The organism is Phenylobacterium aquaticum, from assembly GCF_947378715.1.
Lineage (GTDB): Bacteria > Pseudomonadota > Alphaproteobacteria > Caulobacterales > Caulobacteraceae > Phenylobacterium > Phenylobacterium aquaticum_A.
In genome coordinates, this window is record NZ_CANCLE010000105.1 from 1 (window position 1) to 14,070 (window position 14,070).

Sequence of the window (14,070 nt, forward strand, 5' to 3'; positions counted from 1 at the left end):
TCATAGCCGCCCAAGGCCGCCTCGACCGCGGCGATCGAGTCGAGGTCGAGGTGGTTGGTGGGTTCGTCCAGGATCAGCAGCTGGGGCGGACGTGTGGCGTTGAGCACGCAGGCCAGCGCCGCCCTCAGACGCTCGCCGCCGCTGAGCGAGCCGATCTGACGGTCGGCGGCGGAGCCCCGGAACAGGAAGCGGGCCAGCGCCGCGCGGGCGGTGTTGTCGCTGGCCTCCGGATTCAGGCGACGGAAGGCCTGGGCCAGGGTCTCGTCGTCACCCAGCATGGCGGTCTGCTGATCCAGCAAGGCCGCCTCGACCCCGCGCGTCACCTGCCCTGAACCGGGCGTCAGCTGGCCGGTGGCCAGCCGGATCAGGCTGGTCTTGCCACTGCCGTTCGCCCCCGTCACCGCCACCCGCTCCGGCCCCGTCAGCCGCAGGTCCAGGCCGGTGATCAGCGGTGGGCCGCCCGGATAACCGAAGGCCACGTCCTCGAAAGCCAGGACGGTCCGGCCCCCCGGCAGGCCGCAGGACGGCAGGTCAAACCCCAGGCGTCGCGAACGCTCCACCCGCCCCTGGGCGGCGGCGAGGTCAGCCTCGGCGGCGGCGGCCTGGCGTTCCGCCAGCAATTGGGCGCGTCCGCCAGACATCTCGGCGCGCTCGGCCATGGCCCCCAGCATGATCTTCGGCTCGCTGCGCCGGGCGGCGAAGCGCTTGCCGGCGGCGTCGCGGCGATCCTTGCGCTCTCGGGCCTGCTGGGCCTCCCGACCCACCCGCGCCAGGGCCCGTTCCGCCTCGGCCAGGTCTCGCGCGGCGGCGGCCGCCTCCTCGGCCTTGCGGGCGGCATAGAGGTCGTAGTTCCCGCCATAGGTCCGCGCGCCCAGGCTGGTCAGCTCGACGATCCGGTCCATGGCCCGCAGCAGCTCACGGTCATGGCTGACCACGATCGCCCCGCCCTTCCAGCGCCGCAGCACCCGGATCACCAGGGCCCGAGCCTCGGCATCGAGATTGTTGGTCGGTTCATCGAGCAGCAGCAGGTCCGGTTGGGCCACCAATAGACCCGCCAGGGCCACGCGGGTGACCTGGCCGCCGCTCAGTTCAGGCGCGGGCCGATCGAGGTCGAGGTCCGCCAAGCCCACCTCGGCGAGGGCTTCGGCAAGCCGCGCCTCCAGCGCCCAGTCGGCGTCGGCGAAGTCGTCGTCGCGCCCCTGCCCCGCCGCGATGCGGTCCAGACGCGCCAGGGATTCCGACACCCCCAGCAGGTCGCCCACCCGCGCGCCGGGCGGCGGACTGAGCGCCTGTCGCAGGACGCCGACGTGGCCGCGCACGGCCACGGCGCCGGAGGCGGGACGGAGTTCACCCAGCATCAGGCGGATCAGGGTGGTCTTGCCCACCCCGTTGCGTCCGACCAGGCCGGTGCGCTCGGCCCCGAAGGCCAGGGTCAGATTGTCGAGAAGGGGGTGACCGTCAGAGGTTTTGAAGCTGACGGCGTCGAGCGTGAGGAAGGCGGACATGGACGACCAGGGTTGCGTTGACGTTCAGGACGAGGCGGGTGTCCGTCACGTGGCGCATGGTCGTGGCTCCTTCAGCTCTTGCGTCCGGTTATAGGCCTGGCCGGCAAGTCGCGCAAATCGGACATGGCGCCCCGCGCGGGCTTGCAGATCGCGCGGAACACCCGAATTTGACCGCAAGAGCCGGAGTTCGGCCCGTCTGCGGGAGCCCTAAACATGGTCTCAAGACATCCGAAGGAGCTTGAGATGCTGAGCCAGACACCCCTCGACGACACCCGCTGGGCGGCCGTGGTCGGCCGCGACCCCGAGGCAGGGTTCTACTATTCGGTCCGCACCACCGGCGTCTATTGCCGCCCCGCCTGCGCCGCCCGCCTGGCGCGCCGCGAGAACGTCGCCTTCCACGCCACACCGGCTGAGGCCGAGGCCGCCGGCTTCCGCCCGTGCAAGCGTTGCAAGCCCACGCAGGCGCCGCAGGCCGAGCGCTATGCCGAGACCGTGGCCGCCGCCTGCCGGGCCATCGAGGCCGCCGAGACCCCGCCCAGCCTGGACGCCCTGGCCCAGGCGGCGGGCCTGAGCCCGCACCACTTCCATCGGGTGTTCAAGTCCGTGGCCGGGGTGACGCCAGGCGCCTACGCCAAGGCCCACCGCGCCGCCCGGGTCCGCGAGGAGCTGGGCCGATCGGCCACCGTGACCGAGGCCATCTATGACGCCGGCTTCAATTCCGGCGGCCGGTTCTACGAAACCTCGACCCAGGTGCTGGGCATGACCCCGACCCGGTTCCGCAAGGGCGGCGAGGCCACCACCATCCGCTTCGCCGTGGGCCAGTGTTCCCTGGGCGCCATATTGGTCGCCACCACCGACAAGGGGGTCTGCGCCATCCTGATGGGCGATGATCCCGACGCCCTGGTTCGCGACCTGCAGGACCGCTTCGCCCGCGCCGAACTGGTCGGCGGCGACGCGGCCTTCGAGGCCACCATGGCCCGGGTCGTGGGCCTGGTGGAACAGCCCCGCGCCGGCCTCGACCTGCCGCTCGACGTGCGCGGCACGGCCTTCCAGCAGCGGGTCTGGCAGGCCCTGACCGAGATCCAGGCCGGGCGAACGGCGAGCTATGCCGATATCGCCGCCCGGATCGGCCAGCCTCGCGCCGTCCGCGCCGTGGCCCAGGCCTGCGCCGCCAATGCGCTGGCGGTCGCCATCCCTTGCCATCGCGTGGTCCGCAACGACGGGGCGCTGTCCGGCTATCGCTGGGGTGTGGAGCGCAAGCGCGTCCTGCTGGAACGGGAGGCGGCGGCGTGAGCGCGCTCGCCCTCCAGCGCCCCGTCAACCTCGCCGCCCGTATCGCCGACGTCGACTGGCCCGGCGTGGAGACCGAACTCGACGCCCGGGGCTGCGCCCTCTTGCCGGGCCTGCTGACGCCGCAGGACTGCGCGGCGGCTGCCGCGCTCTATGACCACCCGGCGGGCTTTCGCAGCCGGGTGGTGATGAGCCGCCACGGCTTCGGGCGGGGCGAGTATCAGTATTTCGCCTATCCCCTGCCCGACCTGGTCCAGACCCTGCGCGAGGCGACCTATTCGAGGCTCGCGCCGATCGCCAACCGCTGGAACCAACGCATGGGGATCGACATCGACTATCCCGCCGACCATGCCGCGTTCCTGGCCCGCTGCCACGACGCGGGTCAGGTCCGGCCGACCCCATTGCTGCTGCGCTACGGGCCGCAGGACTACAACTGCCTGCACCAGGACCTCTATGGCGAGCACGTCTTCCCGCTGCAGGTGGCGGTGCTGCTGTCGGAGCCCGGGCGCGATTTCACCGGCGGCGAGTTCGTGCTCACCGAACAGCGGCCGCGCATGCAGTCCCGCGTGGAGGTCGCCCCGCTGCGCCAGGGCGACGCCCTGATCTTCGCCGTCAACACCCGGCCGGTGACTGGCTCACGCGGATCCTATCGCGTAGCCCTGCGCCATGGAGTCAGCCGGGTTCGATCCGGCGCCCGCCACACCCTTGGCGTCATCTTCCACGACGCCCTCTAGCCAGCTCAAGGACACAGCCATGACCTATGTCATCAGCGGCCTGCCGGTCGCGGAATTCCAACCCCTGTTCGGCTTGTCGGACACGGACCTCGCCGCGCGTGGCGTCATCCGGATGACCGCCGACGCGCCCCTCGGCTTTCCCTGCCGCATCACCCTGGCCGACGCCCGGCCCGGCGAGACCCTGCTGCTGCTGAACCACGAGTATCAGCCGGCGCGGAGCCCCTATCGCGGCCGCCACGCCATCTTCGTCAATGAGGCGGCGGCCGAGACCGCGCGGTTCGTGGATGAAGTTCCGCCGGTGCTGACCGTCCGCAAGGCGATCTCCATCCGCGCCTTCGACGAGGCCGGCATGATCCTCGACGCCGATCTCGCCGCCGGCGACGAGATCGAGCCCCTGATCCTGCGCCTGCTCGACAATCCGGACGCGGCCTATCTCCACGCCCACAATGCAGGCCGTGGCTGCTATGCGGCCCGGATCGACCGGAGCTAGACCTTGCATCGGCGGTCGGACAGGGCTCACCCTCCGGGATCAGTTCCCCGGGGAGACTTCATGCGCCGTTCGACCGTTCCGCTCGCCCTCCTGATGGCCGTCTGCGCGACCGGGGCGCTCGCCGCCAAGCCGGCGCCCAAGGCCAAGCCCCTGCCCGCCTGGGCTGTCGCCCATCGCGACGCCATCGTGCTCGACACCCACTATGACACCCCGGCCAACTTCCACATTCCCGGTTGGGACATCCTCGATCGCCACGACTACGCCGCCGATGGCAGCCAGGTGGACCTGCCGCGCATGATCGAGGGCGGGGTCGATGGCGGCTTCTTCGCGATCTTCACGCCCCAGGGCGCGCGCGGCGTAGCGGGTAACGCCCAGGCCCGCGACTTCGGCCTGGTCCGCGCCACCGAGATCCACGAGATGGTCGCCAAGCATGGCGCCCAGTTCGCCATCGCGCTCAAGGCCGCCGACGCTCAGGCGATCCTGGCCCAGAACAAGCGCTTCGTATTTCTGAGCATGGAGAACGGCTCGCCGGTGGCCGGCGACATCAGCCTGATGCAGAGCTTCTACGCCCTGGGCGTGCGGATGATGGGGCCGGTCCACTTCCTCAACAATGACCTGGCCGATTCCGCCACGGACAAGCCGGAATGGGGCGGGCTGTCGCCCAAGGGCAAGGACTTCGTGGCCGAGGCCAACCGCCTGGGCATCGTGCTCGACGCCTCGCACGCCTCGGACCAGGTGCTGGATCAGATGCTGGCGCTGTCCAAGGCGCCGATCATCCTGTCGCACTCCGGGTGCCGGGCGATCTTCGACCATCCGCGCAATATCGACGACGCCCATCTGAAGGCGCTCGCCGCCCATGGCGGGGTCATCCAGATCAACGCCTTCTCGAACTACATGGCGCCGACGCTGCACATCCCCGAGCGCGACGCGGCCATGGGCGCCCTGATGAAGCAGGTGGGCTTCAACGGCCGCGACATGACGCCCGACCAGCGCAAGGCCTTCATCGCCGGCAAGAAGCCGATCGACGCCAAGTGGCCTGTGCCCCGCGCCAATCTCGACGACTACATGAAGCACATGCTGCACGCGATCCAGGTGGCCGGCATCGACCATGTCGGCGTCTCCGGCGACTTCGACGGCGGCGGCGGCATCGACGGCCTCGACAGCGTCGCCGACTATCCCAAGATCACGGAGCGGCTGATCGCCGCCGGCTACAGCAAGGCCGACGTCGCCAAGATCTGGGGCGGCAACGCCCTTCGCGTCCTGACCGAGGTCGAGGCCGCGAAGGGGAAGTAGCCCCTATCTTCCGCTGGTCGGGATGTCCTTGAAGGCCACGTCCTTATCGACCCGGATGTCGCCGGGCAGGCCCAGCACGCGCTCGGCGATGATGTTGCGCAGGATCTCGTCCGTACCGCCTTCGACCCGGGTGGCGGGCGAGCGCAGCAGCATGGCCTGGAACCGCGCGGCGGCCTCGGCCTGGTCCGGATCGCTGATCACTCCGGCCTGGCCCTGCAGGTCCAGGGCGAACATCGCCAGCTCCTGCATGGAGGCGCCCGCCACCAGCTTGCCGATGGAATTTTCCGGCCCTGGGGTCTCGCCCTTGGAGAGCGCGCTGATCGCCCGCATGCCGGTGAACCTCAGGCCGCTGGCCTTGACCGCGAACTGGGCCAGGCGCGAGCGCACCATGCGGTCGTCGGCGGCCGGGCCGTCCTCGGTCTGGAAGTTCAGGCAATAGTCGAAGAGCTCGGGGAACCCCGTCGGCATGCCCGACCCGATCGACAGCCGCTCGTTCATCAGGGTGGTCAGGGAGACCTTCCAGCCCTCGCCTACCGCGCCCAGCCGCTGGTTGTCGGGGATGCGGACCTCGTTGAAGAACACCTCGTTGAAGCCCGACTGGCCATTGGCCTGCTTGATCGGCCGGATCTCGATGCCCGGCGACTTCATCGACAGCCAGAACATGGTCAGGCCCTTGTGCTTGGGCACATTGGGGTCGGTCCGGGTGATCAGGATGCCGTAGTCGGAGTTCTGGGCGCCGCTCGTCCAGATCTTTTGGCCCTGGATGATCCAGTCGCCGGAGCCGTCATTGGCCGGCTCGGCCTTGGTGCGCAGACCCGCAAGGTCGGAGCCGCCGGCCGGTTCGGAGAACAGCTGGCACCAGACTTCGTCGCCTGACGCCATGGCCGGCAGCAGCTTGCGCTTATGCTCCTCCAGCGCCCAGGCCATCAGGGTCGGGCCGCACATGCCGTGGCCGATGGTGAACAGGCCGCCGAGCGTGCCATAGGCGCCCTCCTCCTGGCCCCAGATCACCCGCTCGATCGGGGTGGCGCCGCGACCGCCATACTCCTTGGGCCAGTGCAGGCAGGCCCAGCCCGCCTCGGCTTTCCTGGCCTGCCAGGCCTTGGCGGCGGTGATCGGGTCCTCGCTCTTCAGGCCCATGTTGCCGAAGCTCGACTGCTTCAGTTCCGCCTCCAGGTGCGTCGGGGCGTTGGCGGCGATCCAGGCGCGGACCTGGCTGCGGAAAGCGGCTTCTTCGGGGGTGTCGTCGAAGTTCATGATCAGGGTCCTCAGGCCGCCACGGGGGCGTCGTTGCGCCGGCGCATGCGTTCGATCAACAGGTCTTCCCAGGTCGACTGCGAGCCCAGGGCGAGCGCCAGCCCATTGGCGCGGCGGTAGAACAGGTGGCAGTCGAAGGCCCAGGTGAAGCCCATGCCGCCGTGGGTCTGGATGTTGTTCTTGGCGCAATGCTGGAAGGCCTGGGTGGCGGACACCCGGGCCGTCGCCGCCGCCACCGGCAGCTCAGCCGAACCGGTGGAAAGCGCCCAGGCGCCGTAATAGGCGTTGGAGCGGGCCAGGGTGGCGGCGACATACATGTCGGCCAGCATGTGCTTCACGGCCTGGAACGAGCCGATCTGGCGGCCAAAGGCCATGCGCTCCAGGGCGTAGTCGCGCGCCATTTCCAAGGCCCGGTCGGCGCCGCCCACCTGTTCGAAGGCCAGCAGGATCGCGGCGCGGTCGAGCACGTCGGTGACGATCCGCCAGCCCTGACCGGCCTCGCCCAGCCGCTCGGCCGGGGCGCCGTCGAAGCTGAGCTTGGCCTGGCTGCGGGTGGGGTCGATGGTCTCCAGGGTCTCGCGGGTCACGCCGGGGCCCGCCAGATCGACCAGCCACAGCGAGACGCCCTGGGGTTCGCGCGCCGCCACGATGGCCAGGTCGGCGCTGTCGCCGTCGGCCACCGGCAGCTTCACGCCCGTGAGCTTGCCGCCCGCGACCTGGGCCTTGACCGAGGTCTCGCTGACCTTGCCGGGCCCTTCGCCGAGCGCCAGGGTCCCCACCGCCTCGCCGGTGGCCAGCTTCGGCAGCCAGGCCGCCTTCTGGGCGTCTGTCCCGGCGATCATCAGGGCCTCGGCGGCCTGGTAGATCGAGGACAGCACCGGGACCGGCGCGTTTACACGTCCCAGCTCCTCGGCGATGACGCACAGCTCCAGATGCCCCAGACCGACCCCGCCATATTCCTCGGGAATCGCCGCACCCAGGAAGCCCATCTCGCCCAGGCCTTGATAGAGCTTGCGGTCATAGGGCTCGGGTCCCTCAAGGATCGCGCGGACCGCGGAGGTCGGGCAGCGATCGGTGAGGAATCGGCGCACCTGATCGCGCAGCTGCTTCTGTTCGTCGGAAAAATCGAAGTTCACGGAGGCCTCCCAGCCGCGTTCGAGCGGTTCGTTGCCGCCAATTGAGCGAGCTTTCCCAGGGTCAGTCAAAGCCCTGCTTGCCTGACGTCGCGGCCGGGCGTTCAGCTTGCCGTGATGGGCCGGCGCACGATCGGCCATGACGGGAGACGCGCATGGATCTGGGCCTCAAGGACAAAGTCATCTTCGTCGCCGGCGGCAGCCGGGGCATAGGCCTGGGGATCGTCGAGGCCTGCCTGGCCGAGGGCGCCCGGCTGGCGATCACCGCCCGGGGCGCCGAAGCCCTGGAGGAGACCCGCGCCCGTCTCGCGGCCCAATACGGCGCCGACAAGCTGTGGGCCATGGCCGGCGACATGCGCGACACCGCCACCATCGAGAAGGCCCTGGCCGGGGCGGAGGCCGCTCTGGGCCCGATCTTCGGAGCCGTCGCCAATGTCGGTCTGCACCCCTGCCCGCTGGGCGCCGAGGTCGATGACGAGACCTGGGACGCGGGCTTTTCCCAGAACCTGGGTTCGGCCTGGCGGCTGGCGCGCGGCGCCTTCCGGCTGATGGCGCCGCGCAAGGAGGGCGCGATCCTGTTCATCAGCTCGATCGCGGGCCTGGGCGCGCTGGGAACCCCTCTGACCTACGGCACCGCCAAGGCCGGCATGAACCACCTGGCCAAGGAGCTTGCGCGGATCGCCGGCCCCGCCAATGTCCGGGTCAACGCCATTGCGCCAGGCAATATCATCTTCCCGGGCGGTGACTGGGAGGAACGCTCGACCGGACCGCGCGCCAGCTCCTGGACCCGCTGGATCGACCGGGAGGTGCCGCTGAAGCGCTTCGGCCATCCCGAGGAGATCGGCTCGGCCGCCGCCTTCCTGCTCTCCCCCAAGGCCAGTTTCGTCCACGGCGCGATCCTGCCCGTCGACGGCGGCCAGACCCGCTGATCCCGGAGCCCGTCATGTACGAACACCTGCAACTCGTGACCGAAGGCGACGTGGTCTTCGCCACCATGAACCGGCCCGACCGGCTGAACGCCCTGAACCCCAAGCTGGTGGAGGAGCTGCGCGACTTCTTCGTCGGCCTCTATTGGCGCCGCGACGTCCGCGTCGTGGTGCTGCGCGGGGCCGGTAGGGCCTTCTGCGCCGGCTTGGACCTCAAGGAGCGCGGCGGCGACAACGCCGACCGTTCAGTAGGCGCGGGGCTCACCGGCCAGCGGCGGATCAGCGAGATCGTCATCGCCATGCGCCGCTGCCCGCAGCCGATCATCGCCTGCATCGATGGGGCCGCAGCCGGCGGCGGCTTCGCCCTGGCGCTCGCCTCCGATGTGCGGATCGCCACGCCCAGCCTGAAGATGAACGCCGCCTTCATTCGCATCGGCCTGTCGGCCTGCGACATCGGGGTCAGCTATTTCCTGCCGCGCATGGTCGGTTCCTCCGTGGCGGCCGAGTACATGCTGACCGGCCGCTTCATCACCGCCGAGCGGGCCTATCAACTGGGCCTGATCAGCAAGGTGGTCGAAGCCGACCAGCTGGAGGCCGAAGCCCGGGGCTTCGCCACCGACATGCTGCACGCCACGCCGCTCGGCCTGCGTCTGACCAAGGAGGCCCTGAACCACGCCATCGACGCCAACGGCCTGGAAGCGGCCATCGCCATGGAGGACCGCAACCAGATCCTCTGCGCCCAGGACGGCGACTTCGGCGAGGGTGTGCGGGCGTTCCTGGAGAAGCGTACGCCGGTCTATTCCTCGCGGGAGAGCTGAGGCGGGCACGCCCTCTCCGGCTCGGAGAGGGCGCGTCCTTCTACCCCTTGCCGCCAGCCGCGATCAGGGCGTCGATCTGGGCGGCGAGCACGCTGATCGGCACGGCGCCGGTCTTCACCACGGTGTCGTTGAAGCCCCGGATATCAAACTTGGCGCCCAGCGCCTGCTTCGCGTGATCGCGTAGGCGATTGATTTCATTGTGGCCGACCTTGTAGCCGCAGGCCTGGCCCGGGGTGCCGCAATAGCGGTCGATCTCGCTGGTCATGGCCTGGCGGGTGCGGCCGGAATTGGCCACCGCCCAGTCGATCGCCTGTTCGCGGGTCCAGCGCTTGGCGTGCAGCCCGGTGTCGACCACCAGGCGGATGGCGCGGAAGCGCTGGGCCTGGAGATAGCCCAGCTGGCCCGCCCAGTTGGTCTCGTACATGCCCATCTCGTCGCCGAGTTGTTCGGCGTAGAGCGCCCAGCCCTCGACATAGGCGTTGAAGCCCGACAGCAGGATGCGGATCAACGGCAGCTGGCCGGTCTCGGTCAGATAGGCGCCCTGCCAGGCATGGCCCGGAACGGTCTCGTGATAGGTGAGCGTGGGCAGGGAGAACTTGGGCCAGTTCTTCGTGGACTTGAGGTTGATGTAGTAGGTCGAGGGCCGTGAACCGTCGAGCGAGCCGGTGTTCATATAGCCCTGGCCCGCGCCGTCCTGGATGTCGGCGGGCACTCGCTTCACATCCACCGGCGCCTTGAGCTTCAGGTTGAACTGGCTGGCCAGCTTCGGCCGCACATCGATGATCACCTGGTTCAGATAGGCGATGATCTGGTCGCGGCCGGCGTCGGTGTCCGGGAACAGGAAGCGCGGGTCATTGCCGAGCGCGATCATCCGCTCGCCAACCGTGCCCTGGCTCAGGCCATTGGCCTTGAGGATCGCGTCCATGCGCGCCTCGATGGCCTTGTTCTGCTCCAGGCCGGTCTGGTGGACCTGCTCGGCGGTCATGTCGGTATTGGTGCCGGCCTTCAGCAGCCAACTATAGTAGGCCTCGCCATCCTTGAACCGCCAGACGCCGGCGTCGTGACCGGACTGGGGCTGCAGGCCCTTGAGGGTCTCATATTGCCGGGTGAGCGCCGGATAGATCTCGCCGGAGACGATCTTGGTCGCCTGGCCGGACCATTCGCCGGCTATGCCCTTGGCCTTGGCGCGGCCGGCCAGGGACGAGACAAAGCGCGAGTCCGCAGCGGACACCGCCAGCATGCCGCTCATCTGGCCCAGCATGTTGGCCATGATGAAGTCCGGGGCGATCACGCCCTGGGCGGCGTCGGCCTTCACCCGGGCGGTCTCCTGGTCGAGCGCGACCGCCACGGCGTGCATGCGGGCCAGATAGGCGTCGCAATCGGCCGCGGTCTCGATGCTGTGCTGGCTGTCGAGGAACTCGCCGGCGTCGGAATAGGTCCCGCCCTGCTGGCTGACCACATAGGGGGTCGAGCTCTCGCTCATGGCGGACTGGAAATTGTTCTCGCCGAACTTGAAGGGCCTGGCCTCCAGGCCGAGCTCCATGGCGTAGGCCACCACGTCCTTGTTCAGCTTCACGGCGGGCGAGAGACCCGCGTCCGGCAGGGCCTTCAGGGAGGCCAGGCCGTCCTCGCAGAACTTGTGCTTGGCCTCGACGCCGGCCCAGGAGGCGTCCGACAGCTTGGATTTGCGCCAGGCCAGGGCGCCCTTGTCGAGGCCCAGACTGGAGGCGAATTCCGGGGCGTCGTCCAGCATCTGGACGCAGGTCTTGTCGAAGAAGGCGTTGGCGGCGGCGTCGCCGGTGGCGGCCAGGGCCAGGCCCGGCGCAGCGGTGGCGAGACCCGCGGCGGCGCCGCTCAGCAGCAATTGGCGACGGTCGAGGCTCATGGGGCGACTCCTGGAATATGGCGGTCGGACCCTAGGTAGGGCGCCGGCCCTGCGCCAGTTACCAGAATGTAACCTGTGACGCAGGGCCCCCGATCCACATGCGCGGCCTCGCCTGCTGACAGATTTCGACGCATCCGCCCCTAGGATCGCCCGGGCGCGCGCCAGACCGCGCGTCGCGATCCAACCCACGCGGTTTGTTCGCTTATTGTTCCTATGTTATCTGTGAGTCCCGACACTACATTAGGCGGTCCCGCGGGCGACCTCGGCGGGGAAGAGCGTTCCAGGAAATCATGGCCGAACAGCTGAACTTCATCCGCGTGCGTGGCGCGCGTGAGCACAATCTGAAAGACGTCAGCGTCGATATCCCGCGCGGCGAGCTGGTGGTGCTGACCGGGCTGTCGGGGTCGGGCAAGAGCTCGCTGGCCTTCGACACCATCTATGCGGAGGGCCAGCGGCGCTATGTGGAGTCGCTGTCGGCCTACGCCCGCCAGTTCCTGGAGCTGATGAGCAAGCCGGACGTGGACCTGATCGAGGGCCTGTCGCCGGCCATCTCCATCGAGCAGAAGACCACCAGCCGCAATCCGCGCTCCACGGTCGGCACGGTCACCGAGATCCACGACTATATGCGCCTGCTCTGGGCGCGGGTGGGCGTGCCCTATTCGCCGGCCACCGGCCTGCCGATCGAGAGCCAGACCGTCAGCCAGATGGTCGACAAGCTGACCCTGTTGCCCGAGGGCGAGCGGCTCTATCTGCTGGCCCCGGTGATCCGCGGCCGCAAGGGCGAGTACCGCAAGGAAATCGCCGAGTGGCAGAAGGCGGGCTTCCAGCGCCTGAAGATCGACGGCGAGTTCTATCCGATCGAGGACGCGCCGACCCTCGACAAGAAGTTCAAGCACGACATCGACATCGTCGTGGACCGGCTGGTCACCAAGCCGGGCCTCGAAAGCCGCTACGCCGACTCGATCGAGACGGCGCTGAAGCTGGCCGACGGTATCGCGGTGGCCGAATGGGCCGACAAGGCCGAGGGCGAGGCGGAGCCGCGCCGCATTCTGTTCTCCGAGAAATTCGCCTGCCCGGTATCAGGCTTCACGATCAGCGAGATCGAGCCGCGCCTCTTCTCGTTCAACAACCCGTTCGGCGCCTGCCCGGTCTGCGACGGCCTGGGCATGAAGCTGGCCTTCGACGCCGACATGGTGGTGCCCGACAAGGACAAGACCCTGCACAAGGGCGCGATCTCGCCCTGGTCCAAGGGCCCCTCGCCGCTCTACACCCAGACCCTTCAGGCCCTGGCCAGCCACTACGACTTCTCGATGGATGTCCCCTGGTGGAAGCTGTCGGACGAGGCCCGCAAGGTGGTCCTCTACGGATCGGGCACGGACAAGATCAAGTTCATCTATGACGACAACGCCCGGAAATATGAGGTCAACAAGACCTTCGAGGGCGTGCTGCCGAACCTGGAGCGCCGCTGGCGCGAGACCGACAGCTCCTGGGTGCGCGAGGAGTTGGGCCGCTACCAGTCCGAGACCCCTTGCGAGGTCTGCCACGGCTACCGCCTGAAGCCCGAGGCGCTGGCCGTGAAGATCGACGGTCGCCATGTGGGCGAGGTCTCCCTGCTCTCCATCCGCCACGCCGGCGAATGGTTCGAGAACCTGGAGACTGTGCTCACCGCCAAGCAGATGGAGATCGCCCGACGGATCCTGAAGGAGATCACCGACCGGCTGCGGTTCCTGGTCAATGTCGGCCTCGACTATCTGAACATGTCGCGGGCCTCGGGGACGCTGTCGGGCGGCGAGAGCCAGCGCATCCGCCTGGCCAGCCAGATCGGCTCGGGCCTGACCGGCGTGCTCTATGTGCTGGACGAGCCGTCGATCGGCCTGCACCAGCGCGACAACACCCGCCTGCTGACCAGCCTCAAGGGGCTGCGCGACCTGGGCAATTCGGTGCTGGTGGTGGAGCACGACGAGGAGGCGATCCTGACCGCCGACTATGTCATCGACATGGGCCCGGCGGCCGGGGTGCACGGCGGCCATGTGGTGGCCGAGGGCCTGCCGGCCGACATCATGGCCAATCCCGACAGCCTGACCGGCCAGTATCTGACCGGAACGCGCGAGATTCCCGTGCCGCTGGACCGGCGGCCGATCGACAGGAAGAAGATGGTCACCGTCGAGGGCGCGCGCGGCAACAATCTGAAGACCATCACCGGCTCGATCCCGGTGGGGGTGTTCACCTGCATCACCGGAGTGTCGGGCGGCGGCAAGTCGACCTTCACCATCGAGACCCTGTACAAGGCCGCCGCGCGGCGGCTGAACAACGCCTCCGACGCGCCCGCGCCGCACGACCGCATCGAGGGCCTGACCAACTTCGACAAGGTCATCGACATCGACCAGTCGCCGATCGGGCGCACCCCACGCTCGAACCCGGCCACCTATATCGGCGCCTTCCAGCCGATCCGCGACTGGTTCGCCGCCCTGCCCGAGAGCAAGGCGCGCGGCTATGGCCCGGGCCGGTTCTCGTTCAACGTCAAGGGCGGGCGCTGCGAGGCCTGCCAGGGCGACGGCCTGATCAAGATCGAGATGCACTTCCTGCCGGACGTCTATGTCACCTGCGACGTGTGCAAGGGGCAGCGCTACAACCGCGAGACCCTGGAGATCCTGTTCAAGGGCAAGTCGATCGCCGAGGTCCTGGATATGACCGTCGAGGAGGCCCACGACTTCTTCAAGGCGGTGCCGGCGATCCGGG

At 69.0% G+C, this 14,070-nt stretch carries 11 protein-coding genes; 7 read left to right on the forward strand and 4 right to left on the reverse strand.

Annotated features, from left to right (window positions below; translation table 11 throughout):
* Positions 1-1,505: ABC-F family ATP-binding cassette domain-containing protein (locus tag Q7P21_RS13765; protein WP_304177517.1), on the reverse strand; the 1,505-nt coding region annotated here is incomplete at its 3' end.
* A 243-nt stretch (positions 1,506-1,748) separates the two neighbouring features.
* On the opposite strand from Q7P21_RS13765, the gene ada reads away from it, so the two are divergent.
* From ada to Q7P21_RS13785, 4 genes are read left to right on the forward strand one after another with little or no spacing between them, the layout of a single operon-like run.
* Entirely contained in the window at positions 1,749-2,798 is a 1,050-nt protein-coding gene (gene ada / locus Q7P21_RS13770) for a bifunctional DNA-binding transcriptional regulator/O6-methylguanine-DNA methyltransferase Ada (protein WP_304177519.1), read from the forward strand.
* A complete protein-coding gene (locus tag Q7P21_RS13775; RefSeq protein WP_304177520.1) occupies positions 2,795-3,529 on the forward strand; it encodes a 2OG-Fe(II) oxygenase in 735 nt (244 codons plus the stop codon). The genes ada and Q7P21_RS13775 overlap by 4 nt, the downstream gene beginning before the upstream one ends.
* Before the next feature lie 19 nt (positions 3,530-3,548).
* The gene (locus tag Q7P21_RS13780; RefSeq protein ID WP_304177522.1) at positions 3,549-4,019 is read left to right on the forward strand and encodes a DUF1203 domain-containing protein; all 471 of its coding nucleotides are present in this window, start codon (positions 3,549-3,551) and stop codon (positions 4,017-4,019) included.
* A 60-nt stretch (positions 4,020-4,079) separates the two neighbouring features.
* A complete protein-coding gene (locus tag Q7P21_RS13785) occupies positions 4,080-5,312 on the forward strand; it encodes a dipeptidase (protein ID WP_304170687.1) in 1,233 nt (410 codons plus the stop codon).
* 3 nt (positions 5,313-5,315) lie between these two features.
* Here Q7P21_RS13785 and Q7P21_RS13790 read toward each other — a convergent pair whose 3' ends face one another.
* Together Q7P21_RS13790 and Q7P21_RS13795 are read right to left on the reverse strand one after the other, a co-directional pair.
* Positions 5,316-6,569: an acyl-CoA dehydrogenase family protein gene (locus Q7P21_RS13790; protein WP_304170689.1), complete on the reverse strand. Its 1,254-nt coding sequence runs from the start codon at positions 6,567-6,569 to the stop codon at positions 5,316-5,318.
* A gap of 11 nt (positions 6,570-6,580) precedes the next feature.
* A complete protein-coding gene (locus Q7P21_RS13795; RefSeq protein WP_304177524.1) occupies positions 6,581-7,705 on the reverse strand; it encodes an acyl-CoA dehydrogenase family protein in 1,125 nt (374 codons plus the stop codon).
* Between the two features lie 152 nt (positions 7,706-7,857).
* Between Q7P21_RS13795 and Q7P21_RS13800 the strand changes: the two genes are divergently transcribed.
* Together Q7P21_RS13800 and Q7P21_RS13805 are read left to right on the forward strand one after the other, a co-directional pair.
* Complete coding sequence (locus Q7P21_RS13800) at positions 7,858-8,631, forward strand: SDR family NAD(P)-dependent oxidoreductase (protein ID WP_304170692.1); 774 nt, start codon at positions 7,858-7,860, stop codon at positions 8,629-8,631.
* A gap of 14 nt (positions 8,632-8,645) precedes the next feature.
* The gene (locus Q7P21_RS13805; RefSeq protein ID WP_304177526.1) at positions 8,646-9,446 is read left to right on the forward strand and encodes an enoyl-CoA hydratase/isomerase family protein; all 801 of its coding nucleotides are present in this window, start codon (positions 8,646-8,648) and stop codon (positions 9,444-9,446) included.
* A 40-nt stretch (positions 9,447-9,486) separates the two neighbouring features.
* Here Q7P21_RS13805 and Q7P21_RS13810 read toward each other — a convergent pair whose 3' ends face one another.
* Positions 9,487-11,331, reverse strand: a complete 1,845-nt coding sequence (locus tag Q7P21_RS13810) for a DUF885 family protein (RefSeq protein WP_304177528.1) — start codon at positions 11,329-11,331, stop codon at positions 9,487-9,489.
* Positions 11,332-11,621: 290 nt separating this feature from the next.
* Between Q7P21_RS13810 and uvrA the strand changes: the two genes are divergently transcribed.
* Positions 11,622-14,070 (forward strand): excinuclease ABC subunit UvrA (gene uvrA, locus Q7P21_RS13815; RefSeq protein WP_304177529.1); only part of this gene is annotated, 2,449 nt, incomplete at its 3' end.

What these genes read in the sequence shown, in the direction of transcription:
- ada (WP_304177519.1), top strand. Translation starts at nt 1,749, where the DNA reads ATGCTGAGCCAGACACCCCTCGACGACACCCGCTGGGCGGCCGTGGTC.
- Q7P21_RS13780 (WP_304177522.1), top strand. Translation starts at nt 3,549, where the DNA reads ATGACCTATGTCATCAGCGGCCTGCCGGTCGCGGAATTCCAACCCCTG.
- Q7P21_RS13785 (WP_304170687.1), top strand. Translation starts at nt 4,080, where the DNA reads ATGCGCCGTTCGACCGTTCCGCTCGCCCTCCTGATGGCCGTCTGCGCG.
- Q7P21_RS13790 (WP_304170689.1), bottom strand. Translation starts at nt 6,569, where the DNA reads ATGAACTTCGACGACACCCCCGAAGAAGCCGCTTTCCGCAGCCAGGTC.
- Q7P21_RS13800 (WP_304170692.1), top strand. Translation starts at nt 7,858, where the DNA reads ATGGATCTGGGCCTCAAGGACAAAGTCATCTTCGTCGCCGGCGGCAGC.
- Q7P21_RS13805 (WP_304177526.1), top strand. Translation starts at nt 8,646, where the DNA reads ATGTACGAACACCTGCAACTCGTGACCGAAGGCGACGTGGTCTTCGCC.
- Q7P21_RS13810 (WP_304177528.1), bottom strand. Translation starts at nt 11,331, where the DNA reads ATGAGCCTCGACCGTCGCCAATTGCTGCTGAGCGGCGCCGCCGCGGGT.